The following is a 21,196-nucleotide window of genomic DNA, read 5'->3' on the forward strand; positions in this document are numbered from 1 at the left end:
GCTCCTACGACGGCCTGCGCCCGATCACCGTTGTGTGCCCACTGTAGGAGCGGGTTTACCCGCGAATACGGTAGCAGCGGCAACGGTGAACGGCTGATGAAAATTGGTCAGCAGGACCGGCCCTTTCGCGGGTGAACCCGCTCCTACGGGGACAGCACAGTGCTGTGAAAACTCTTTGGAACTGCCCATGAAAAAATTTGCCTGTACCACGATTCTCTGTGCCCCTACATTCCTTCTGGCCGCTGAGCGCGACGACGCCCTCAAGCTCCCCGACGTGCTGATCAGCGCCAGCCGTCAGGTCGAGTCGCGAACCGCCACCAGTGCCGCCAACACGGTTTTCACCCGCTCCGACATCGACCGCCTGCAACCCACCAGCGTCACTGACCTGCTCTCCCGCGTACCGGGCGTGCAAGTGGCACCTACCGGTGGCCGTGGCAGCCTGCCGGGCATCTTTATCCGTGGCACCAAGGCGGCGCAAAGCCTGGTGCTGGTCGATGGCGTACGCATCGCCAATGCCACTTCGGGCGACAGCGGCCTGCAGTTTCTGGACGTCGATCAGATCGAGCGGGTTGAAGTGCTGCGTGGCTCGCGCTCGGCGGTGTACGGCAGCGATGCCATTGGCGGGGTTATTCAGATCTTCACCCGCCGCAGCAATGGCCCCGGCCTGCAGCCACGCCTGCGCATGGCCGCCGGCAGCAACCAGACATTCCAACGCAGCCTGGGGCTTTCCGGCGGCAACGACTCGACCCGCTTCAACCTTGGCGCCAGCCTGGATGAAACTGCCGGTATCGACTCGACCGGGCCATCCTTCGCCAGCGATGGTGACCACGACGCCTACCGCAACAAGGCGGTGAACCTGAGCCTGAGCCACACCTTCGGTGAGCGTTTCGAGGTCGGCCTGAACCTGCTCGACAGCCGTGGTCGCCGCGAAATCGACGAGCCACGCGGTGCTAGCCCTCAGGTGCCGTATTCGAACTTCGCTGTCAGCAGCATCGGCAGCTACTTGGATGCCCAGGTCACCGAGCAGTGGAGCACTCGGTTTGAGCTGGCCCACAGCGAAAACCGCGATGAAAGCCGAGACAAGCTCAGCCACTCAAGCGCACCTTTCAATACCTACCGCGACCAAGCAACTTGGCAAAACAACCTAGCCCTAGGTGAACACAACAGCCTGCTGTTGGGTGGCGACTGGTACGAAGACCGCGTACACGGCAGTACCGACTTCACTGAGGACAGCCGCTGGAACCGTGCCGTGTTCGCCCAGCACCGCTACCAGGGCGAGCCGTTTTCCACTGAGCTGGGCGTGCGCCATGACCGCAACCAACAGTTTGGTGGCCAGACCACCTGGAGCGGCAGCCTGACCGTACCGCTGAACGCGAACAACGATGTGCTGCTGTCATACAGCGAAGGCTTCCGCGCTCCGACGTTCAACGACCTGTATTACCCACAGTTCAGCAACCCGAACCTGGACCCAGAGCACTCCAGAAGCTACGAGCTGCAATGGCGCAGCCAGCTGAGTACAGAGAGTCGGCTGGAGACTTCGCTGTACCGCACCGATCTGCGCGACGCGATCATCTTTGGCCAGGACTCGATACCCCGTAACGTCGCCTCGGCACGAATCAATGGGGTGGAAATGGCGCTAGCGCAGCAATGGGGCGCCTGGCACAGCCAGCTTGGCCTGGCGCTGATCGACCCACGCGACCGCGAGACCGGCCATACCCTCGCCCGCCGCGCCCGCCGCTCCTTGAGCCTGGACCTGGACCGTGAGTTGGGGCGTTTCAGCGTGGGTGCCAGCTGGCAGGCGGTCAGCAGCAGTTATGACGATGAGGCCAACCGTAACCGCATCGGTGGCTATGGCCTGCTTGGTTTGCGCGGCAGTTGGGCGGCTAGCGATGAACTGGAACTCGAAGCCAAACTGGATAACCTGCTGGACCGCAACTACAGCCGCGCCCTTTACAGCTACGAGGGCACGTATCACCCTTACCGCGAAGAAGGCCGCACTGTGCTCTTCAGCGTCACCTGGACGCCGGCGCTTTAGCGTCCAGCAACGCACACAAGCGGGCAGTGGCTTCGATCATCTGCCCGCTGGGACGCTCCAGCCCTTTGTCCGGCACCACCAGCAGGCGCCCATCAGCAACCGCCCGAATCTGCGGCCAGGCCTTCCAGCTGGCCAGTTGCGCCTCATCGGCTGCCAGGATGACCTGCGGATTACGCAGCAGCACGGACTCCACATTCACTTGCGGCGCGGGCTGGGCAAGGTCGGCGAACACATTGCGCGCCCCGCACACCGCCAAGGCGTCGGTCACCACCTGGCGGCCACCGAGCGTGTACAGCGGCCGATCCCAGACTTGATAAAACACCTGCAAGGGCTCGTCACGCCGATACTGTTGGCGCAGCTGCTGCAGCCGCTCACGCAGGGCTCGCGCGTACGAATGGCCCTGCTCGGCCCGCCCGATACGCCCGGCAATGGCCTCGATCTGCTCAATCAACTGGTCGATGTCATGGGGTTCGGCGCTGAAGGTGGCGATACCCAGGCGCTTGAGTTGGTCACGCTGGGCCGGTGGCACACTGCCTGGCCACAGCAGCAACAGATCGGGGCGCAGGCTGAGCAGGCGCTCCATGTCCAGTTGCCCCTGGCGCCCGACCGAAGGCAAGTGGCGCAGCGCAGCCGGCCGGTCGCCGCCATCCAGCACGCCCACCAGCAGGTCGTCGGCCTGCAGCTCAAGCATGATCTCGCTCATCGAGGGGGCCAGGCTGACGACACGCAGCGGTTCGGCAGCCTGTACGGTGCAGGCGAACAACGCCAGCAGGCCAGGTAGCAGTCGCATCAGCCCAACTGGCGCGGAATGCGATAGAGGTACAGCACTACAACCGTCGACAATGCGAGCAGGATCTGCGGCACTGCCTCCAGGCCGACCAGCACCGACAGTGCGGCGACCCAAGCCGGGAAGCAGGCATACAGCATGGCCACGCGCCGTACCCGTGCCAGTTCGATCCAGGCAGTGGGCTCTTCACCCGTACCGAGCACTTTGGAGGTGGCAATAAGTGCGCGCTTATAGGCGCCGAAGCGCGGCAGGCTGAGAAACATGGTGGCCGCACCGGCGATGAATAGCGGCATGGCCAACACCGGAGGCAGCGCATCGCCTCCCCCAAAGGCCCAAGCCATGACTGGCAACGGTACCAGGCCCACCGCCAGGTACTGCCACCAGGCCAGTGCCAGGCGCCGCTTGACCTCGGCGCGGGTCACGCCTGGGGCACCTCGCCCTGGTGTTCGTTGCCCAGCATGTGGCCCAACTTGCCGGCCTTGGTCGCCAGGTAGTAGCGGTTGTGCGGGTTATGCCCGGTGTGCAGCGGCACACGCTCGGCAACCACGATGTTCATGTCGGTCAGGGCTTTGACCTTGCGCGGATTGTTGGTCATCAGGCGCAGCGACTTGACGCCCAGGTGCTCGAGCATCGGCAGGCATATGGCGTAGTCACGCTGGTCGGCAGCGAAGCCCAGGCGCTCGTTGGCTTCGACGGTGTCGGCGCCGCCATCTTGCAGCTCGTAGGCGCGTATCTTGTTCAGCAGGCCGATGCCACGGCCTTCCTGACGCAGGTACAACAGCACCCCACGGCCTTCGCGGGCGATGGCCTGCAGCGCGGCTTCAAGCTGCGAGCCGCAGTCGCAGCGCTGGCTGAACAGTGCATCGCCGGTCAGGCACTCGGAATGCAGGCGCCCCAGTACCGGCTGGCCGTCCGCGATATCACCCAGGCTGAGCACCACATGCTCACGGCCTGTAGCTTCGTCGAGGAAGCCATGCATGGTGAAGGTCGCGAAGGGCGTCGGGAGTTTAGAGGCGGCAACAAAGACGACGGGCACGTTGTGCTCCTGGAATAAGTAGGAATTTTCTCGTGGGCCGATTGTATCAGCAGGTTGGGGGATGTGGGCTGGCTGTATACGGTGGGTTAAGATCGAAAAGTTCGATACTTATTGAAAGCCACCGCTCAATCACAAGCCCGCTGCCACAGAGAACCGCGATCTACCTCAATGTATTCGGCCTCAGTGCGGGCGACTGTCCGCGTTGAACGGATAGGGCTGTTTCCAGTGCTCGAAAATCGGCTTCAGTTCGCCGCTACGTACCAGCTCTTTCATGCGCTTGTCGAACAGATCGCGCAGGGCCCTGGCCTGGTCGTTACGGGCAAAGGCCAGGTACAACGGCAACTCGGCCACATGGGTACGCCGAAAGCGCTCGGGCTGGGGGGCTTGCCCGAGCACGTAGTCCACCTCGGTCAGTGCGTCGATGTAGTAGTCCACCCGGTCATGCTCGAGCATCGGCAAAATGCCCTCGCGACGCTGGATTTCGCGGAACTCGTGCACATTGGGCAAGTAGCTGCCGTAATCATAGCCACGCACCCAGGCCAACCGGTACTTGCCGATGGTCTCCAGCGTAGGCGCAGGCTTGCTGGCCAGCCCCAAGGCATAGATATGGTCCATGTCGAAGTGCCAGCGCGGGTACAGATTGTCGTCGTTTTCTTCCTTGTACGAGCCAACCCAGGCATCAGCCTCGCCGCGCCTGACCAGGCCAACCGCCCGGCTGTAGGGCGCGCTCTGGGTGACCACCTCGACTCCGGCCGGCTCGAACACTTTGCGCAGCACATCCCAGGCCACCCCGGTACCGTCGGCGTTGGTGTAGTCGAGCCACTCCTCGCTAACCAGATGGATCTGTTTCGGCATGCTCTCGGCAGCCGCCACCCACGGGGCAACACTCAGCAGCATTGCCAGCAGTACAGTCCTTATGGCCATTCACGCACTCCCTGTTTCAGGCAACCGCCCACACCAGAACCTGCATGCCCAGCCAGGCAAACACGCCGGCCAGGATATCGTCGAGCATGATGCCGACGCCCCCGTGCACATGCCGGTCAATCCAGCGGATCGGCCACGGCTTGAGGATGTCGAAGAAGCGGAACATCAGGAACCCTGCCAACAGCCACTGCCAGCCCTCCGGCACCAGCCAGAGGGTGATCCACATGCCGACAATCTCGTCCCAGACAATGCCTTCATGGTCGTGTACGCGCAAGTCATTGGCAACTTTGCCGCACAACCAGAAGCCAAATAGCATGCTCACGCCGAGCAACAGCCAGTAACCCCAGTCGGGCAGCATCTGCCACAGCGGGATGAACGGTATGGCTACCAGCGAGCCCCAGGTACCCGGCGCCTTGGGCAAGGTGCCAGAGCCGAAGCCAAAAGCGATGAAGTGCCACGGGTTGCGCCAGACCGAAGGCGGAACGAACTCCGCAGGCACCTGATTGGGGTGATCGGTCACGGTATCTCCCTGAAGTGTTGATAGCCCCGCTGAACGGGGGTGATGTCCTGGCCCTGCGCGTCGCGCAAGGTCACGCCTTGCCCTTCGAGCACACGGCCGACGGTATGCACCTCGATAAAATCGAAGGCTGCCAGAGGCGCCAGCGCCTCGGGTGGCAAAGTGAACGCCAGTACGTAATCGTCGCCACCGGTAAGCGCTGCCTGCACGGCTGCTTCACGGCCGAGGAAGCTCTCCAGAGCAGGAGACACTGGCACTTGCGCCAGGTTCACCTCCAACGCGACACCGGATGCCTTGGCAATATGCCCACAGTCGGCGAGCAGCCCGTCGGAGATGTCCAGCGCCGCCGTGGCCCGGCCACGCAGCAGGGCACCGAGGGTGAGCTGCGGCATCGGTGACCAGTAATGGGCCAGCAGCGGCTCGGCCTGCGCGGCAGGCGCCTCGCGCTCACCCAGCACCAGCGGCAATGCACCGGCGGCCTTGCCCAGTGAACCACCGACACACAGCAGGTCACCCGGCCTTGCACCGCTGCGGCGCAAGGCCTGGCCAGCCGGTACGCGGCCGAACACGGTCACGGTGATGCTCAACGGGCCGCGCGTGGTGTCACCACCGATCAGGCTCATGCGGCAACGGTGGGCCATGCGCCCAAGGCCGTCGGCATAGGCCGCCAGCCAGCCAGGGCCAACGTCAGGCAGGGTCAGTGCGAGGGTAAAACCGATTGCAGTCGCACCCATGGCTGCCAGGTCACTGGCCGCCACGGCCAACGAACGCTGGCCAAGCAGCAACGGATCGCAAACAGCAGGAAAATGCACCCCGGCGACCAGGGTGTCGGTCGACACCGCCAGTTGCTCACCGGGGGGAAGGTCCAGCAGGGCGCAGTCGTCGCCGATTCCCAGCGCCACGCCATCGCCGCCCTGCGCACAAGGCGCAGCGGCGAAGTAATGGTTGATCAGCTCGAACTCACCCATGGCCAGGCAGCGCCAGGATCAGCGCTTGTTCGCCTTGACTTCTGCTTCACGCAGCGCCGGGGCGAGCTTGTCCAATACGCCGTTGACGAACTTGTGGCCGTCAGTGGCACCGAAGACCTTGGCCAGCTCCACACCTTCGTTGATCACGACGCGGTACGGCACGTCGACGCGCTTGATCAGTTCCCAGGTGGACAGGCGCAGCACGGCCAACTCAACCGGGTCGAGCTCTTCCAGTGCGATGGTCATGCAAGGCACCAGCGCCTTGTCGATTTCGCCCTTGATTGCCGGGACCCCATGCAGGATCTCGCGGAAATAGGCACCGTCGACATCGGTGAAATCGTTGTCCACCCGGAACTGCGCTTCGATCTCGTTCAGCGAATGCTGGGCCATGTGCCACTGGTAGAGGGCCTGGGTCGCGAGCTTGCGGGCTTCGCGGCGCTTGGCGCTCTTCGAGGGCTTGCCGGCATCCGCAGGTTTTGGATCGCGCGGGTTGAAACGATCGCTTTCGTCGCTAATCACTTGGCCTCCAACTGCGCCAGCAGGCTGACCATTTCCAGTGCGGACAGGGCAGCTTCAGCACCTTTGTTGCCGGCTTTGGTGCCAGAACGCTCGATGGCTTGCTCGATGGAGTCGACGGTCAGTACGCCGAACGCCACCGGAACACCGAACTCCATGGACACCTGGGCCAGGCCCTTGGTGCATTCGCCCGCCACGTATTCGAAATGCGGGGTACCGCCACGGATCACGGCGCCCAGGGCGATGATCGCGTCGTAGGCGCCTTGCTGGGCGACCTTCTGTGCCACCAGCGGGATCTCGAATGCACCCGGGGCACGGATGATGGTGATGTCGCTTTCGCTGACACCATGGCGTACCAAGGCGTCAACGGCACCGCTTACCAGGCTTTCGACAACGAAGCTGTTGAAGCGGCCAACCACCAAAGCATAGCGACCTTTGGGGGCGATGAAGGTACCTTCGATGGTCTTCAGGGTCATTCCGATATTCTCATCTTCAAGAGCGAGGCCGCATACAAGCGGCCTCGGCAGGGGTCTGGACTCGAGCAGAGGGCGTCAATGCCGCCTCAAGTCACTCGGAGGGCACGTATTCTACAACTTCCAGATCGAATCCGGATATCGCGTTGAACTTCATCGGCGAACTCATCAGGCGCATCTTGCGCACGCCGAGGTCGCGCAGGATCTGCGAACCGGCACCCACAGTGCTGTAGGTGGTCGGGGCCTTGGTCGGCGCATCGCCCGCACTTTCGCGGATGTGCGCCAGCAGCACGTCGCCGTCCAGTGGGTGGCCCAGCAGCAAGACCACACCGCTGCCGGCCTCGGCCACGGCGGCCATGGCCGCGCGCAGGCTCCAGCGACCTGGCTGTTTGACCAGCAGCAGGTCACGCAGTGGGTCCATATTGTGTACCCGTACCAAGGTCGGCTCTTCGGCGCAGATCTTGCCCAGGGTCAAGGCCATGTGCACGTCGCCTTCGACCGCGTCACGGTAGGTGACCAGGTTGAACTCACCCAGCTCGCTCTCCACCGATTGCTCGGAAACACGCTGCACGGTGCGTTCGTGGATCATGCGGTAGTGGATCAGGTCGGCGATGGTGCCGATCTTCAGGCCGTGCTCGGCGGCGAACACTTCCAGTTCGGCGCGGCGCGACATGGTGCCGTCGTCGTTCATCACTTCGCAGATCACGCCGCTTGGCTCGAAACCGGCCATGCGCGCCAGGTCACAGGCGGCTTCGGTGTGGCCGGCACGCGCCAGCGTACCGCCTGGTTGGGCCATCAGCGGGAAGATGTGACCAGGGCTGACGATGTCTTCGGCCTTGGCGTCCTTGGCTGCGGCAGCCTGCACAGTGCGTGCGCGGTCGGCGGCGGAAATACCGGTGGTGACGCCTTCGGCGGCTTCGATCGACACGGTGAACTTGGTGCCGAAGCCCGAGCCGTTGCGCGGTGCCATCAACGGCAGCTTCAGCGTTTCGCAACGCTCGCGGGTCATCGGCATGCAGATCAGGCCACGGGCGTGCTTGGCCATGAAGTTGATGTGCTCGGGCTGGCAGCATTCGGCCGCCATGATGATATCGCCTTCGTTCTCACGGTCTTCGTCATCCATCAAGATGACCATTTTGCCCTGGCGGATGTCTTCGACCAGTTCTTCGATGCTGTTGAGCGCCACGCGGCACCCCCTTCTCAATCAGGATTTCAAGAAGCCATTGGCGGCCAGGAAGCTTTCGGTAATGCCACTGCCCTTGCTCGGTTCGGCGGCCTTGTCACCCAGTAGCAAGCGCTCCAGGTAACGGGCCAGCAGGTCGACCTCAAGGTTTACCCGACGCCCTGCACGGTAATCGGCCATGATGGTTTCGGACAGAGTGTGCGGGACAATGGTCAGCTCGAACTCGGCGCCATTGACCTCATTCACCGTCAGACTGGTACCGTCGACGGTGATCGAACCCTTGTGGGCGATGTACTTGGCCAGTTCCTTCGGTGCACGCACGCGAAACTGGATGGCGCGAGCGTTATCGCTGCGCGAAATGATTTCGCCGACCCCGTCGACGTGGCCGCTGACCAGGTGCCCGCCCAGGCGGGTGGTGGGCGTCAGGGCTTTCTCCAGGTTGACCTTGCTGCCGCTCTTGAGGTCGATGAAGGCGGTGCGCTTGAGGGTTTCGACGCTGACATCGGCCCAGAAGCCGTCGCCCGGCAGCTCTACGGCCGTAAGGCATACACCGTTGACGGCGATGCTGTCGCCGAGTTTGACGTCCCCCAAGTCGAGCTTGCCGGTTTCTACGTAGACGCGCACGTCACCACCCTTGGGGGTCAGGCTGCGGATGGTGCCGATGGATTCGATGATGCCGGTGAACATGGGGTCTTCCTCAAAAACGGTTTGCGCAGGGCAAGCCCGGCATTATACGCCGGGCGCCGGCAGGGGGATGGCCGTGACCCGCCAGTCATCGCCCACTGCGCGCATTTCGGTAATTTTCAGCCGCGGCGCCTCGCTCATCTTTTCCAGTGGCCAGTCCAGTAATGGGCGGGCGTGGGAGCCGAGGAAGGTGCCGGCGACGAACAGCTGGAACTCATCGACCAAGCCCAGCCTGGCAAAGGCACCCACCAGGCCAGCACCAGCTTCCAGCAGGATTTCGTTTACGCCGCGGGCGGCCAGGGCCTGCAGCAGCGCCGCAAGGTCGACCTGGCCATTGTCGCCCGGCAAGCTGAGCAATTCGTGGCCGGCAGCGGCATAGCGCGGGTCATCTGCGACAGCAGTCACCACCAGAGCCGGGCCGGCCTGGAAGAACGGCGCAGCCAGTGGCAGGCGCAGGCGGCCATCGACCAACACTCGCAAGGGTGTGCGGCTGAGTGCCTGGGCAGTGGTTTCGGCATCCAGACCCAGCTCGGCGCCACGCACGGTCATGCGTGCGTTATCGGCCAGTACACTGGCGGCGCTGGTCAGCACCACGCTGGAACGGGCGCGCAGGCGCTGTACCGCCGAGCGGGCGGCCGGGCCGGTGATCCACTGGCTTTCACCACTGGCCATGGCGGTGCGGCCATCCAGGCTCATGGCCAGCTTGGCGCGAACGAACGGCAGGCCATGCTCCATGCGCTTGAGGAAGCCTGGGTTGAGGGCGCGAGCCTCGGCTTCGAGCACCCCGCTGGCCACTTCGATTCCGGCTTCGGTCAGGCGCCGCAGGCCCTGTCCCGCCACTTGCGGGTTAGGGTCCTGCATGGCGGCTACTACACGCGCCACGCCGGCCTTGACCAGCGCTTCGGCACACGGCGGCGTACGGCCATGGTGGCTGCATGGTTCCAGGGTGACGTAGGCACAAGCCCCGCGGGCAAGTTCACCCGCCTGACGCAGGGCATGCACTTCGGCATGCGGCTCGCCGGCGCGTACGTGCCAGCCTTCGCCAACCACCTCGCCATCACGTACGATCACGCAGCCGACCCGCGGGTTCGGGTGGGTTGTGTACAGGCCTTTGCGCGCCAGCTCCAGCGCGCGGGCCATGTAGTGGGCGTCTAGGATGGCGGCTTGGCTGGGCATGTTCACTCTTTAGCTGGCTCACGGGCCAGACGGTCGATTTCTTCGCGGAACTCGTCGAGGTCCTGGAAGCGCCGGTACACCGAGGCAAAGCGGATATAGGCCACTTCATCGAGTTTGCGCAACTCGGCCATGACCATTTCACCGACCACCAGCGATTTGACTTCGCGTTCGCCAGTGGCTCGCAGCCGGCTCTTGATGTGCGCCAGCGCGGCTTCCAGGCGCTCGACGCTGACCGGACGCTTTTCCAGCGCCCGCTGCATGCCGGCGCGCAGCTTTTCTTCGTCGAAGGGCTGACGCGTGCCGTCCTGCTTGATCAGCCGGGGCAGCACCAGCTCGGCGGTTTCGAAGGTGGTGAAGCGCTCGCCGCAGGCCACGCATTCACGGCGGCGGCGCACCTGCTCGCCCTCGGCGACGAGGCGAGAGTCGATGACCTTGGTGTCGTTGGCACCGCAAAAGGGACAGTGCATGGTGGCAGGCAACAAAAAAAGGGAGGGCCATGGTAGCGCATTGCACTGGCAAGACAAGCCAAAGGGGTTAACATCCATGGGAAATATGCCCGTGAAGGACTCCCCCATGCACTACCGAGCGCTCGTCGTGCTGTGCTGCGCCGCTCTGCTTGCCGCCTGCGGCAGCGACAGGCCAAAGACCGACAACCCGGCGCCCGCCCCTGCCCGCTCGGCCAAGGCCGAAGTACCGGGTCCGCTGCCGGCCTACCAGCGCGAGCTGAGCGGCACCTTGCTGGAAATCCCGGCAGGTGCCGACGTGGAACTGGCCTTGCTGGTCATCGACGAACGCGACCGTCCGCAGCGCCTGCTGGCAAGCAGCAAGCTGACCGGTACTGGCCAGGCACTGCCCTACCACCTGCGTTTCAACCCCGAAGCCTTCCCGCCCGGTGCCCGAGTCGAACTGCGTGGCCGCGCCAGCAACTCTGGCCAGCTGATCATGCACCTGCCCCCTGTGCGCATTATCCAGGCACAGACCCAGGCCACAGGCCCGCTGCGTTTCGAGAAGGCGCCGTAAGTGGCGCCGCTGGCCCTGCAACAGGCCCTCAGCGGCCTGATCGGCGAAGCGCGCCTGATCGTCAGCGAACTGCCCGCCTGCGACCTGAAGCTATGGCTGATCGACGACCAGAACATGGATCGCGCCTTCAGCAGCGAAGAAACCCGGCGCATTCTTGAAGAGCCTCCCTATTGGAGTTTCTGCTGGGCCAGTGGGCTGGCAATGGCCCGCTACCTGGCCGAACGCCCAGAGTGGGTGGCGGGCAAGCGCGTGCTGGACTTTGGCGCCGGCTCTGGCATCGCCGGCATTGCTGCTGCACGCGCCGGTGCACTGGAAGTGGTGGCCTGCGACCTCGACCCGCTGGCCCTCGATGCCTGCCGTGCGAATGCAGCACTGAACGGGGTGACACTAAGCTACAGCAGCGATTTCTTTGCCGAGGAAGACCGCTTCGACCTGATCCTGGTTGCCGATGTGCTGTACGACCGCGCCAACCTGCCGCTGCTGGATGCCTTCCTGAGCCGCGGTCGCCAGGCCCTGGTGGCCGACTCGCGAGTACGTGACTTTCGCCACCCGTTGTACCAGCAATTGGGCGTGCTCGAAGCACTGACCCTGCCGGACCTGGCCGAGCCACACGAATTCCGCCGGGTCAGCCTGTACCACGCCAGCCGCGACACCTTATAGTGTTGCCATACACGAGTTTGCGAGAGTCGCGATGACCCAAGACACGCCTTACATTTTCGACGCCACCGATACCACCTTCCAGCAACTGGTGATCGAGAACTCCTTCCACAAGCCGGTGCTGGTAGACTTCTGGGCCGAGTGGTGCGCGCCGTGCAAGGCGCTGATGCCATTGCTGGCAAAGATTGCCGAGGGTTACCAGGGCGAACTGCTGCTGGCCAAGATCAACTGCGACGTGGAGCAACAGGTGGTTGCCCAGTTCGGCATCCGCAGCCTGCCGACAGTGGTGCTGTTCAAGGACGGCCAGCCGGTTGACGGTTTTGCCGGGGCACAACCGGAGTCGGCGATCCGCGCCATGCTCGAGCCGCATGTACAAATGCCAGCCGCGCCCACCGCCTCGCCACTGGAACAGGCTAAGGCGCTGTTTGCCGAAAGCCGTTTTGCCGAAACCGAAGCGCTGTTGCAGGCGCTGCTGGGTGAGGACAACAGCAATGCCGAAGCGCTGATCCTGTATGCCCGCTGCCTGGCCGAGCGTGGCGAGCTGGGCGAAGCGCAAGTGGTGCTGGATGCGGTCAAGACTGACGAACACAAAGCTGCACTGGCCGGTGCCAAGGCCCAGCTGACCTTCCTGCGCCAGGCTGCCAGCCTGCCGGAAGTGGCTGACCTTAAAAGCCGCCTGGCGCAGAACCCGCAAGACGACGAGGCGGCTTATCAGCTGAGCATTCAGCAACTGGCGCGCCAGCAGTACGAGGCGGCGCTGGAAGGGCTGCTGAAGCTGTTCCAGCGTAACCGTGGCTACGAGAACGGGCTGCCGCAAAAGGCGCTGTTGCAGGTGTTCGATTTGCTGGGTGGCGATCACCCGCTGGTTGGTGTTTATCGTCGCAAGCTGTCGGCGGCAATGTTCTGAGTGACCTTGAAGCCTGCGCTGGACCTGTGGGAGCGGGCACGCCCGCGAAGAAACCGACACAGTGGATGGCACCGGCTCTGCCGGTGTTCGCGGGTAAACCCGCTCCTACGGGCGACCGCGCAGACTTTTCAGATTTTGAGCAAGACAGCGCTCACCCTACCCAGTGATAAACCGGCGCATCCACGCCACTCTCCACCTTGACCTCACTGCTGTGCCGCAAACGCACCAGCAGCCGTTTGCCCGCCGCCGTACTCCCGGCCAACCCTTCCAGGCGGTCCAGCAATTCCGGCCCGCTCATCTGTCCTGCCAGACGCAACACATCACGCGCCGCAGCCCACTGAGCGTCATTTTGGCGCGGCCCGGCCACCGCAGCTGTCGCAGCCGCCTGGGCTGCCACCGGCACCTCGGTCTGCCGCCCAAGCTGCGCCCACTCTTCAGGCGTCAGCTCGATGGTCAGGTCCACCGGCCAGTCACCAATCTGTCCACGAACTCTCATGATGCATTCCTTGAACTCACGTCAATGCAGCCATGCTACCGCAACATGAAACCTGTGCCACACAGACTGGCGGCAAGCAGAAAAGTTGTTATAACATAACCGAATCTTTCAGCCCGCTCCGGAGTCGTCCATGCGTCGCCTGCTGCTCGCCCTGCCCTTCGCTTTGCTGCCACTGGCCGTTGCCCATGCCCACGATGACCATGATCATGACCACGCCCACGGCTCGCTCGGCGCCCACGAGCATGGCGTGGCCAAGCTCAACGCGGTACTCGATGGCAATACCCTGGAACTGGAGCTGGACAGCCCGGCAATGAACCTGGTCGGCTTCGAGCATGCCGCCAGCAGCGATGCCGACAAGGCCAAAGTTGCCGCCGTGCGCCAGCAACTTGAACAACCACTGAAGCTGTTCGACCTTTCTGCTGCCGCAGACTGCAAGGAAGAGCAGCAGGCGCTGGAAAGCCCTCTGTTCGGTGACGCTTCGAAGGCCGATGACGATGGTGACGAGCATGAACACGAACACGAACACGGCCATCAGCACAGCGACATCGGCGCCCATTATCAGCTGACCTGCGCCAACCCCGACAAACTGACCCAGCTGGACCTGGCGCCGCTGTTCAAGGCCTTCCCCGCCACCCAGAAAATCAACGTGCAACTGATCGGTCCCAATGGCCAGAAAGGCCTGGAATCCACGCCGGCCAAGGCAGCGGTCGCCTTCTGAATGAACCAGCCGTTGATCGATCTGCATGACCTGGTGTTCGCCTGGCCAGGTCACCCGCCGCTGCTGGATATTCCGGCATTGCGCCTGGACGCTGGTGAGGCACTGTTTCTCAAAGGCCCCAGCGGCAGTGGCAAGACGACCTTGCTGGGCCTGCTGGGCGGGGTGAACGTGCCGGACAAGGGTCGCATCCAGCTGCTCGGCCAGGACCTCGGCAGCCTGAGCCAGGGCGCCCGCGATCGTTTTCGGGTCGATCACACAGGGTACATCTTTCAGCAGTTCAACCTGCTGCCGTTCCTCTCGGTACGTGAAAACGTCGAGCTGCCCTGCCGCTTCTCGCGCAGCCGCAAGGCACGCGCCGAGCAGCGCCATGGCAGTGTTGACCAGGCGGCCAGCACGCTGCTGACCCACCTGGGCCTGGGCGACCCTGCCATGCTTGCCCGCCGCGCCGACAGCCTGTCGATCGGCCAGCAGCAGCGGGTCGCCGCCGCCCGCGCACTGATCGGCCAGCCTGAGCTGGTGATTGCCGACGAACCGACCTCGGCTCTGGATGCAGACACCCGCGAAGCGTTCATCCGCCTGCTGTTCGATGAGTGCCGCGCCGCCGGTGCCAGCCTGCTGTTCGTCAGCCACGACCAGAGCCTGGCACCGCTGTTCGACCGCCACCTGTCGCTTGCTGAACTGAACCGTGCCGCCAAGCCCCGGGAGGCCTGATGTACCTGCTCCGCCTTGCCTTGGCCAGCCTGGCCAACCGCCGCTTCACCGCTTTTCTGACCGCCTTCGCCATTGCCCTGTCGGTGTGCCTGCTGCTGGCTGTTGAGCGGGTCCGTACCGAAGCCCGTGCCAGCTTCGCCAGCACCATCAGCGGCACCGACCTGATCGTCGGCGCACGCTCTGGCTCGGTGAACCTGCTGCTGTATTCGGTGTTCCGCATTGGCAACGCGACCAATAACATCCGCTGGGACAGCTTCCAGCACTATGCACAGGACCCACGGGTGAAGTGGGCAATCCCGATCTCGCTGGGCGATTCGCACCGCGGCTACAGAGTGATGGGCACCACCACAGATTACTTCAGCCATTACCAGTACGGCCGCCGCCAGCATCTGCAACTGAGCCAGGGGCGAGAGTTTGCCAACGACCCCTTCGAGGTGGTGCTCGGCGCCGAAGTGGCCGAGGCATTGCACTACAAGCTGGGTGACAGGCTGGTGCTGGCCCACGGTGTGGCCGCAATCAGTCTGGTCAAGCACGACGACAAGCCGTTTACCGTGGTCGGCATACTCAAGCGCACCGGCACACCTGTCGACCGCACCTTGCATATCAGCCTGGGCGGCATGGAGGCGATCCATATCGACTGGCACAACGGCGTACCCGCCCGTGGCGCCGGGCGCATCAGCGCCGAGCAGGCCCGTACGATGGACCTGCAACCTGCTGCCATCACTGCATTCATGCTTGGCCTGAACAGCAAGATCGCAACCTTCAGTCTGCAGAGGGAAATCAACGAATACCGCAGCGAGCCGTTGCTGGCGATCCTGCCTGGGGTCGCCCTGCAAGAGCTGTGGAGCCTGATGGGCACCGCAGAGCAGGCATTGTTCGTGGTGTCACTATTCGTGGTGCTGACCGGTTTGATCGGCATGCTCACGGCGATTCTCACCAGCCTCAACGAACGCCGCCGAGAAATGGCGATCTTGCGCTCGGTCGGGGCCCGGCCTTGGCATATTGCAGGGTTGCTGGTACTTGAAGCACTGTCACTGGCGTCGGTCGGGATCGTGGCCGGGCTTGGCTTGCTATATGCGGGTATCGCCCTGGCACAGGGGTATGTGCAGGCCAACTATGGTTTGTATTTGCCACTGGCTCTGCCAAGTACTCATGAATGGACCTTGCTGGCTATCATCATGGGGGCCGCGTTGCTGATGGGCAGCGTGCCGGCGTGGCGGGCTTACCGCCAGTCGCTGGCCGACGGCCTGTCCATCCACCTCTGAGTGCGCGTAATGATCAAACACCTCACCGCCTGCCTCGCGGGCACGCCCGCTCCCACAGGGAGCCCCGCAGGCTTCGGACCTTGTGCAGTACCTATGGGAACGGGCATGCCCGCGAAGAGGCCGGCAATGCACATGCTGCTGGCCCTGCTGTTGCTGGTAGCGATGCCTCTGTGGGCCGCCGAACCCAAGGAGCTGGACTGGCCCGCGCTGATCCCTGAAGGTGCACCGGTCATCCCGCCGCAACTGGCTCCGCTGCACGACATGTCACAGCTCAGCAGCGCATTGTCTGCCGAATCCGCCCCGCCCGCGCGCCAGCAGGCGCCCGACGCGCCAGTGGTAAAAAGCCTCGACGGCCAACAGGTCAAACTGCCCGGCTACATCGTGCCCCTGGAGGTCAGCGAGGAAGGCCGCACCACCGAATTCCTGCTGGTCCCTTACTATGGCGCGTGCATCCACGTGCCGCCGCCACCACCGAACCAGATCGTGCATATTTTCAGCGAGATGGGCGTGCGCGTCGAAGACCTCTACCAGCCCTACTGGATCGAGGGAAAGATGCAGGTTAGAGCGTCCAGCAGCGAGCTGGCCGACGCTGGCTACCAAATGGAAGCCGAGAAAATCTACGCTTATGAGCTGAGATGAGAACTGTTTCGAATTCGTGAAGACGCTTCGTTGAGCTGGGTCAAACTTTCCGTTTAACCAGCTCCGTACCATTGGACTACTCGATTAATAACGTCCTTTGGGAGCTTCCATGAACAAGTCCTTGCTGGGTGCCTCGCTTGTGGCCCTTGCGCTCGCCGCCCCTGCCGCCCACGCCTATCAGGCGGGGGACATGATCCTGCGCGCAGGCGCCATCACCACCGCCCCGAACGAGAGCAGCGGCGACCTCAAGTTCGACGGTAACAAGGTGTCGGGCACCAAGGCGACCCTGGACAGCGATACCCAGTTGGGCCTGACCTTTGCCTACATGCTCACCGACCACATCGGCCTGGAGCTGCTGGCAGCTACCCCGTTCAAGCACACTGTCGCCGTAAAAGGTCTGGGCGGCGGGCTGGACGGCAAGCTGGCGGACATCAAGCAACTGCCGCCGACGCTGTCGCTGCAGTACTACCCAATGGAGCCAAATTCGCGCTTCCAGCCGTACGCTGGCGTCGGTATCAACTACACCCTGTTCTTTGACGAAGACTTGAGCAGCGCACGCAAGCAACAAGGCTTCAGCAACCTCAAGCTGCAGGATTCGGTAGGTATCGCCGGCCAACTGGGCATGGACTACATGCTGACCGACAACCTGCTGGTAAACGCCTCGGTCTGGTACGTCGACATCGACACCAAGGCCAGCGTCAACGGCCCGACCGCCCTTGGCTACAGCAAGACCAAGGTCGACGTCGACGTCGACCCGTGGGTATACATGGTCGGCCTAGGCTACAAGTTCTGACCTGAACATTGCAGGGCGGCCTCGGCCGCCCTCGCGCGCTGCAGCCATAGCCAGTAGCACAGCGCGGCGGCACTGATGCCCATGCCAAGCCCACACACCGCAACCCAGCCCCAGTGTGCAAACACCCAGCTCGCCAACACCGCCCCCAAACCGCTGCCCAGCGAATAGCAACACATGTAGGCGCCGATCAAACGGCTAGCCATCGCACCACGTCCGGTCAGCAACAGGCTCTGGTTGGTAACATGCACTGCCTGCACGGCAAAATCCAGCATCAGCACACCCAGCACAAAGGCCAGCAATGAATGCTCGACGAACGCTGTTGGCAGCCACGACAACGTCAGCAGGGCCAACGACACCCCGGTTGTACGCTCACCCCGCCCATGGTCGGCCAGACGCCCGGCATGCGAAGCCGCCAGCGTACCCACGACACCTGCCAGGCCAAACAGGCCGATCTCGGTATGGCTCAGCGCCAGCGGCGCAGCGCTTAGCGGCATGACCATGGCGCTCCAAAGCACGCTGAATGCAGCGAAGATCAATACACCGAACACGCCGCGCTGGCGCAGCAACCTGTCGTGCCGATACAAACTGAACTGGGCCATGATCAGCGCCCGGTAACGCGGCCGGCTCCTCATCGGCTGCCCGCCGGGCAGACTGCGCCACAGCACCAGCGCCAACAACATCAAGAGCCCTGCGGCGACCAGGTACACACTTCGCCAACCGGCCAGGTCGGCAAGCCCGCCCGAAGCCAGCCGTGCCAGCAGAATGCCCAGCACCACACCACTGGTGACAGTGCCTACCGCCTGCCCTTGCTGGCCAGGTGAGGCCAGGCTCGCGGCATGAGCCACCATCACCTGCACCATGACGGCCATCAACCCGGTGATAGCCAGAGCCAGCAGCAATATTGCCCAGTTCGGCGCCATGCCAACGCCGACCAGCGCAAGCGCCGAGAACAGCAACTGGCCAAGCAACAGACGTTTACGGTCGACCAAGTCCCCGAGCGGCACAATCAGTAGCAGCCCCAGGGCGTAGCCCGCCTGGGTCGCGCCGACTACCCAGCCAATCTGCTGCTGCGCCACCCCCAACTCAGCAGCCATCGACTCAAGCAGCGGTTGAGCGAAGTACACCGTCGCCACAGCCATCGCACTGGTGGTGGCAAGCAACAGGGTTATCCAGCGTGTCAGCGAAGGTATCATCGGGCAAGCCTCTGGAATCTGGTTTCAATTTGAAACCACACGCTGGCTATTTAACAAAAGTGGTTTTAATCTGCAACCAGATAATCAAGACAGGCGTGCCCTATGCTCGATGAAAACAATGCGCAGTGCCCCGTGGCCCGGGCTCTGGAGGTGCTGGGTGACCGTTGGGCGCTGATGATCCTGCGCGATGCCTTTGACGGCCTACGGCGTTTCAGTGAATTTCAGAAGAACCTGGGGCTGGCGAAGAACATCCTCACCTCGCGGCTAAAGCTGTTGGTGGAAAGTGGGTTACTGATGACACAGCCGGCATCGGATGGCAGTGCCTACAAGGAATATGTGTTGACCGATAAAGGGCGGTCGGTGTTTCCAGTGGTGATTGGTTTGAGGCAGTGGGGGGAGCGGTTTCTGTTCGAGGCGGGTGAAACGCGTTCGGAACTGGTGGACGGCGTGACGGGGCAAGCGCTTGAGATATTGCAGGTCCGCAGCCAGGATGGGCGGGCCTTACATCCCGAAGATTGCCAGCGCAGAAGGGTGCGGCATGGGTGATTTCAGGGCCGCGGCGCAGCCCCGAGGGGTTCAGCCTTTACCGAGAAGCTTTGCCAGGCCTTCAACCATCGGCGTCACCTGCGCAAAATCGAACCGCGCCAACAACCGCTGGTTATCCGCTCGCGAATGGCGGATATCACCCGATCGCGCCGCCGCATAGCTGATCGCTGGCAAGCGCCCCACAACCTTCTCCAGCGCAGCCAGCAACTGGTTCAGTGAGGTCGCCTGGTTCAGCCCGATGTTCACCGCCCCCTCCTCGACCTGCGGCTGCTCCAGTGCCTGCACCATCACCTGCACCAGGTCGCCCACGTAAAGGAAGTCCCGCGTCTGCTCGCCATCACCGAACACTGTAATCGGCAAGCCCTGTACAGCACGCTCGCAGAAGATGCTGATCACCCCGGAATACGGTGAGGAAGGGTCCTGCCGTGGCCCGAAGATGTTGAAGAAGCGGAACACCACCGGCTCCAGGCCATGCTGGCGGCGGTAGAAGTCCAGGTACTGCTCACTGGCCAGCTTGTCCACGGCATAAGGTGTCAACGGCGCCTTGGGTGTGTCTTCGGAAATCGACTCCCCTTCACCATTGTTGCCGTACACCGCTGCGCTGGAGGCGAACAGCACCCTACGCAGCCCATGCACGCGCATGGCTTCGCAAACGTTGAGGGTACCGATGAAGTTACTCTGGTGAGTACGCACCGGGTCTTCGACCGAGGCCTGAACCGAGGCCACCGCGGCCAGATGCACCACAGCACGGCAACCAGCCGCAGCCTGAGTGACCAGCCCGGCATCGGCAACATCACCTTCGATCAGTTCCAGCCGGGGGTGGTCGACCTGCAGATTGCTTCGTCGGCCGGTGGAGAAGTCGTCGAGAATGCGTACGGCGTAACCTTTGTCCAACAACGCATCGCACAGGTGGGAGCCAATGAAGCCGGCACCGCCGGTGATCAGGATGGGGGCGTCAGCGTCAGCCATGGCGGTAGAACCGGTCCAGTAGAGGTGGCAAGCCAGCGCGCCAGGCACGCGGCTTGATACCGAAGGTATGAAGGATTTTCTTGCAGGCCAGTACCGCATGCTGTGGCTCTTCGCTGGCATCCGGACGCGCGGCATGGGCCTGCGCCGTGGGGGCCTGCACGGCCAGCTGGCGGTATTGACCGGCCTCGGCGAGGATCGCCTGGCCCAGCGCCAGCGGCGTGGTCGCCTCATTGCCGGCGTAATGGTAGGTGCCCCACAGCGGCGCATTGCAATCAAGTTGCTTGAGTACCGACAGGATCACTCGGGCGGCATCATCGATCGGCGTCGGGTTGCCACGTCGATCATCGGCCAGCAGCAGCTCTTGTGGTTGCTCGGCACGGGTCAGGAAGCGGCCCAACGCGCCATCGATACTCTCATCCAGCAACCAGCCAAAGCGCAGCAGCACATGCTGCGGGCAGGTCGCACGCACGCTCTGCTCGATGCGCCAAAGGGCCTGGCCACGCAAGCCCAGCGGCACTGGCTCGTCCTTTTCGCTATAGGCCGTGGCCCGCGAACCATCGAACACACGGTAGCTGGATGGCTGCACCAAGGTGATCTGATGGTGCTGGCACAGCTCTGCCAACCGCTCCACCGCCCGCTCCTGTTGGGCCAGGCGCTGCTCGCTGACCGACTCGGCCTGGAACCAGTCGAAGTAATAGGCCAGGTTGACCAGCGCGTCGGGGCGATGGTCATCGAGCAGCTGAGTGAGGCTTGAGGGCGCCCAGCCGTTCTCGGGCGGGCGCGGTGCCAGGAATGCGATGTCCTCCTCGGCCCCAAGACGAATCAGCGCTTGCCCGAGGGCATTGCCACCACCCAACAGCATTAGGCGCATACGCATAGAGTCAGCAGATCCGGAGAGGTTGATGGAGTAAAGGGGTTATTTTGCGGTTTCCTGCCCGGGAAGTCCAACACCGGCCCCGTTGGATGCCGCAGGCGGGAGCGAT

General features: G+C 63.4%; 26 protein-coding genes. 10 read left to right on the forward strand and 16 right to left on the reverse strand.

What is annotated here, in order from left to right; all coding sequences use genetic code 11:
• Positions 1-187 precede the first annotated feature (187 nt).
• Positions 188-2,035, forward strand: coding sequence for a TonB-dependent receptor domain-containing protein (locus tag ACF8RA_RS12605; RefSeq protein ID WP_392519214.1), 1,848 nt, complete (start codon positions 188-190; stop codon positions 2,033-2,035).
• Here the strand turns inward: ACF8RA_RS12605 and ACF8RA_RS12610 are convergent.
• The 12 genes from ACF8RA_RS12610 to nrdR form a co-directional block, all read right to left on the reverse strand.
• On the reverse strand, positions 2,013-2,825 hold the full coding sequence (locus ACF8RA_RS12610; protein ID WP_176684358.1) for a cobalamin-binding protein: 813 nt from the start codon (positions 2,823-2,825) through the stop codon (positions 2,013-2,015). The genes ACF8RA_RS12605 and ACF8RA_RS12610 overlap by 23 nt on opposite strands.
• Entirely contained in the window at positions 2,825-3,244 is a 420-nt protein-coding gene (locus ACF8RA_RS12615; protein ID WP_176684357.1) for an MFS transporter, read from the reverse strand. The genes ACF8RA_RS12610 and ACF8RA_RS12615 overlap by 1 nt, the downstream gene beginning before the upstream one ends.
• Positions 3,241-3,858, reverse strand: a complete 618-nt coding sequence (gene ribA, locus ACF8RA_RS12620; protein WP_003255389.1) for a GTP cyclohydrolase II — start codon at positions 3,856-3,858, stop codon at positions 3,241-3,243. The genes ACF8RA_RS12615 and ribA overlap by 4 nt, the downstream gene beginning before the upstream one ends.
• 180 nt (positions 3,859-4,038) lie before the next feature.
• Positions 4,039-4,782, reverse strand: coding sequence for an ABC transporter substrate-binding protein (locus ACF8RA_RS12625; RefSeq protein ID WP_176684356.1), 744 nt, complete (start codon positions 4,780-4,782; stop codon positions 4,039-4,041).
• Between the two features lie 16 nt (positions 4,783-4,798).
• Complete coding sequence (locus ACF8RA_RS12630; protein ID WP_003255391.1) at positions 4,799-5,302, reverse strand: phosphatidylglycerophosphatase A; 504 nt, start codon at positions 5,300-5,302, stop codon at positions 4,799-4,801.
• Positions 5,299-6,267 (reverse strand): thiamine-phosphate kinase, encoded by a 969-nt coding sequence (gene thiL, locus ACF8RA_RS12635; protein ID WP_392519215.1) that lies wholly within the window; start codon positions 6,265-6,267, stop codon positions 5,299-5,301. Before thiL ends, ACF8RA_RS12630 begins: the two co-directional genes overlap by 4 nt.
• A gap of 18 nt (positions 6,268-6,285) precedes the next feature.
• Positions 6,286-6,786 carry a transcription antitermination factor NusB gene (nusB, locus tag ACF8RA_RS12640; protein ID WP_003255393.1) on the reverse strand — a complete coding sequence of 167 codons (501 nt, stop codon included), beginning with the start codon at positions 6,784-6,786 and terminating at the stop codon, positions 6,286-6,288.
• A complete protein-coding gene (ribE, locus tag ACF8RA_RS12645; RefSeq protein WP_003255395.1) occupies positions 6,783-7,259 on the reverse strand; it encodes a 6,7-dimethyl-8-ribityllumazine synthase in 477 nt (158 codons plus the stop codon). The genes nusB and ribE overlap by 4 nt, the downstream gene beginning before the upstream one ends.
• Before the next feature lie 91 nt (positions 7,260-7,350).
• On the reverse strand, positions 7,351-8,442 hold the full coding sequence (gene ribBA, locus ACF8RA_RS12650; RefSeq protein ID WP_209968241.1) for a bifunctional 3,4-dihydroxy-2-butanone-4-phosphate synthase/GTP cyclohydrolase II: 1,092 nt from the start codon (positions 8,440-8,442) through the stop codon (positions 7,351-7,353).
• Between the two features lie 18 nt (positions 8,443-8,460).
• Positions 8,461-9,126 (reverse strand): riboflavin synthase, encoded by a 666-nt coding sequence (locus tag ACF8RA_RS12655; protein ID WP_003255399.1) that lies wholly within the window; start codon positions 9,124-9,126, stop codon positions 8,461-8,463.
• 42 nt (positions 9,127-9,168) lie between these two features.
• Complete coding sequence (gene ribD / locus ACF8RA_RS12660; protein ID WP_176684353.1) at positions 9,169-10,299, reverse strand: bifunctional diaminohydroxyphosphoribosylaminopyrimidine deaminase/5-amino-6-(5-phosphoribosylamino)uracil reductase RibD; 1,131 nt, start codon at positions 10,297-10,299, stop codon at positions 9,169-9,171.
• Positions 10,300-10,301: 2 nt separating this feature from the next.
• A complete protein-coding gene (gene nrdR / locus ACF8RA_RS12665) occupies positions 10,302-10,766 on the reverse strand; it encodes a transcriptional regulator NrdR (RefSeq protein ID WP_003255402.1) in 465 nt (154 codons plus the stop codon).
• Between the two features lie 106 nt (positions 10,767-10,872).
• Here nrdR and ACF8RA_RS12670 point away from each other — a divergent pair, with 106 nt between their 5' ends.
• The 3 genes from ACF8RA_RS12670 to trxA are packed head-to-tail and all read left to right on the forward strand — an operon-like array spanning position 10,873 to position 12,883.
• A complete protein-coding gene (locus tag ACF8RA_RS12670; protein WP_176684352.1) occupies positions 10,873-11,319 on the forward strand; it encodes a YbaY family lipoprotein in 447 nt (148 codons plus the stop codon).
• Positions 11,320-11,979, forward strand: a complete 660-nt coding sequence (locus ACF8RA_RS12675) for a 50S ribosomal protein L11 methyltransferase (RefSeq protein ID WP_339535387.1) — start codon at positions 11,320-11,322, stop codon at positions 11,977-11,979.
• A 31-nt stretch (positions 11,980-12,010) separates the two neighbouring features.
• Positions 12,011-12,883, forward strand: coding sequence for a thioredoxin (gene trxA, locus ACF8RA_RS12680; protein ID WP_176684350.1), 873 nt, complete (start codon positions 12,011-12,013; stop codon positions 12,881-12,883).
• Between the two features lie 151 nt (positions 12,884-13,034).
• On the opposite strand, the gene ACF8RA_RS12685 is transcribed toward trxA, so the two are convergent.
• Positions 13,035-13,379 (reverse strand): hypothetical protein, encoded by a 345-nt coding sequence (locus ACF8RA_RS12685; protein WP_392514239.1) that lies wholly within the window; start codon positions 13,377-13,379, stop codon positions 13,035-13,037.
• Between the two features lie 130 nt (positions 13,380-13,509).
• On the opposite strand from ACF8RA_RS12685, the gene ACF8RA_RS12690 reads away from it, so the two are divergent.
• The 5 genes from ACF8RA_RS12690 (at position 13,510) to ACF8RA_RS12710 (ending at position 17,505) form a co-directional block, all read left to right on the forward strand.
• Positions 13,510-14,097 carry a DUF2796 domain-containing protein gene (locus ACF8RA_RS12690; RefSeq protein WP_392461590.1) on the forward strand — a complete coding sequence of 196 codons (588 nt, stop codon included), beginning with the start codon at positions 13,510-13,512 and terminating at the stop codon, positions 14,095-14,097.
• Entirely contained in the window at positions 14,098-14,808 is a 711-nt protein-coding gene (locus ACF8RA_RS12695) for an ABC transporter ATP-binding protein (RefSeq protein WP_176684347.1), read from the forward strand. It begins immediately after the preceding gene.
• A complete protein-coding gene (locus ACF8RA_RS12700) occupies positions 14,808-16,073 on the forward strand; it encodes an ABC transporter permease (RefSeq protein WP_392519217.1) in 1,266 nt (421 codons plus the stop codon). The genes ACF8RA_RS12695 and ACF8RA_RS12700 overlap by 1 nt, the downstream gene beginning before the upstream one ends.
• A gap of 126 nt (positions 16,074-16,199) precedes the next feature.
• Positions 16,200-16,712: a DUF3299 domain-containing protein gene (locus ACF8RA_RS12705; RefSeq protein ID WP_209968269.1), complete on the forward strand. Its 513-nt coding sequence runs from the start codon at positions 16,200-16,202 to the stop codon at positions 16,710-16,712.
• 109 nt (positions 16,713-16,821) lie between these two features.
• Positions 16,822-17,505, forward strand: a complete 684-nt coding sequence (locus tag ACF8RA_RS12710; RefSeq protein WP_021783920.1) for an OmpW family protein — start codon at positions 16,822-16,824, stop codon at positions 17,503-17,505.
• On the opposite strand, the gene ACF8RA_RS12715 is transcribed toward ACF8RA_RS12710, so the two are convergent.
• The gene (locus ACF8RA_RS12715) at positions 17,493-18,698 is read right to left on the reverse strand and encodes an MFS transporter (protein ID WP_392461594.1); all 1,206 of its coding nucleotides are present in this window, start codon (positions 18,696-18,698) and stop codon (positions 17,493-17,495) included. The two genes, ACF8RA_RS12710 and ACF8RA_RS12715, sit on opposite strands and share 13 nt — an antisense overlap.
• 102 nt (positions 18,699-18,800) lie before the next feature.
• Here ACF8RA_RS12715 and ACF8RA_RS12720 point away from each other — a divergent pair, with 102 nt between their 5' ends.
• The gene (locus ACF8RA_RS12720) at positions 18,801-19,244 is read left to right on the forward strand and encodes a helix-turn-helix domain-containing protein (RefSeq protein ID WP_209968275.1); all 444 of its coding nucleotides are present in this window, start codon (positions 18,801-18,803) and stop codon (positions 19,242-19,244) included.
• Positions 19,245-19,274: 30 nt separating this feature from the next.
• On the opposite strand, the gene ACF8RA_RS12725 is transcribed toward ACF8RA_RS12720, so the two are convergent.
• Both ACF8RA_RS12725 and ACF8RA_RS12730 read right to left on the reverse strand, forming a co-directional pair.
• Positions 19,275-20,213 (reverse strand): NAD-dependent epimerase/dehydratase family protein, encoded by a 939-nt coding sequence (locus tag ACF8RA_RS12725; protein WP_176684342.1) that lies wholly within the window; start codon positions 20,211-20,213, stop codon positions 19,275-19,277.
• A complete protein-coding gene (locus tag ACF8RA_RS12730) occupies positions 20,206-21,090 on the reverse strand; it encodes a sugar nucleotide-binding protein (RefSeq protein ID WP_176684341.1) in 885 nt (294 codons plus the stop codon). Before ACF8RA_RS12730 ends, ACF8RA_RS12725 begins: the two co-directional genes overlap by 8 nt.
• Positions 21,091-21,196: the final 106 nt, after the last annotated feature.

The sequence above is a fragment of the Pseudomonas sp. FYR_5 genome (assembly GCF_043106315.1).
GTDB lineage: Bacteria > Pseudomonadota > Gammaproteobacteria > Pseudomonadales > Pseudomonadaceae > Aquipseudomonas > Aquipseudomonas putida_Y.

Excerpts from the sequence above, each read along its gene's own strand:
- ACF8RA_RS12690 (WP_392461590.1), top strand. The coding sequence starts at position 13,510 with ATGCGTCGCCTGCTGCTCGCCCTGCCCTTCGCTTTGCTGCCACTGGCC.
- ACF8RA_RS12715 (WP_392461594.1), bottom strand. The coding sequence starts at position 18,698 with ATGATACCTTCGCTGACACGCTGGATAACCCTGTTGCTTGCCACCACC.
- thiL (WP_392519215.1), bottom strand. The coding sequence starts at position 6,267 with ATGGGTGAGTTCGAGCTGATCAACCATTACTTCGCCGCTGCGCCTTGT.
- ACF8RA_RS12670 (WP_176684352.1), top strand. The coding sequence starts at position 10,873 with ATGCACTACCGAGCGCTCGTCGTGCTGTGCTGCGCCGCTCTGCTTGCC.
- ACF8RA_RS12610 (WP_176684358.1), bottom strand. The coding sequence starts at position 2,825 with ATGCGACTGCTACCTGGCCTGCTGGCGTTGTTCGCCTGCACCGTACAG.
- ACF8RA_RS12685 (WP_392514239.1), bottom strand. The coding sequence starts at position 13,379 with ATGAGAGTTCGTGGACAGATTGGTGACTGGCCGGTGGACCTGACCATC.
- ACF8RA_RS12720 (WP_209968275.1), top strand. The coding sequence starts at position 18,801 with ATGCTCGATGAAAACAATGCGCAGTGCCCCGTGGCCCGGGCTCTGGAG.
- ribE (WP_003255395.1), bottom strand. The coding sequence starts at position 7,259 with ATGACCCTGAAGACCATCGAAGGTACCTTCATCGCCCCCAAAGGTCGC.
- ACF8RA_RS12700 (WP_392519217.1), top strand. The coding sequence starts at position 14,808 with ATGTACCTGCTCCGCCTTGCCTTGGCCAGCCTGGCCAACCGCCGCTTC.
- ribD (WP_176684353.1), bottom strand. The coding sequence starts at position 10,299 with ATGCCCAGCCAAGCCGCCATCCTAGACGCCCACTACATGGCCCGCGCG.
- trxA (WP_176684350.1), top strand. The coding sequence starts at position 12,011 with ATGACCCAAGACACGCCTTACATTTTCGACGCCACCGATACCACCTTC.
- ACF8RA_RS12605 (WP_392519214.1), top strand. The coding sequence starts at position 188 with ATGAAAAAATTTGCCTGTACCACGATTCTCTGTGCCCCTACATTCCTT.
- ACF8RA_RS12625 (WP_176684356.1), bottom strand. The coding sequence starts at position 4,782 with ATGGCCATAAGGACTGTACTGCTGGCAATGCTGCTGAGTGTTGCCCCG.
- ACF8RA_RS12655 (WP_003255399.1), bottom strand. The coding sequence starts at position 9,126 with ATGTTCACCGGCATCATCGAATCCATCGGCACCATCCGCAGCCTGACC.
- ACF8RA_RS12725 (WP_176684342.1), bottom strand. The coding sequence starts at position 20,213 with ATGGCTGACGCTGACGCCCCCATCCTGATCACCGGCGGTGCCGGCTTC.
- ACF8RA_RS12730 (WP_176684341.1), bottom strand. The coding sequence starts at position 21,090 with ATGCGTATGCGCCTAATGCTGTTGGGTGGTGGCAATGCCCTCGGGCAA.
- nrdR (WP_003255402.1), bottom strand. The coding sequence starts at position 10,766 with ATGCACTGTCCCTTTTGCGGTGCCAACGACACCAAGGTCATCGACTCT.
- ACF8RA_RS12695 (WP_176684347.1), top strand. The coding sequence starts at position 14,098 with ATGAACCAGCCGTTGATCGATCTGCATGACCTGGTGTTCGCCTGGCCA.
- ACF8RA_RS12705 (WP_209968269.1), top strand. The coding sequence starts at position 16,200 with ATGCACATGCTGCTGGCCCTGCTGTTGCTGGTAGCGATGCCTCTGTGG.
- ACF8RA_RS12710 (WP_021783920.1), top strand. The coding sequence starts at position 16,822 with ATGAACAAGTCCTTGCTGGGTGCCTCGCTTGTGGCCCTTGCGCTCGCC.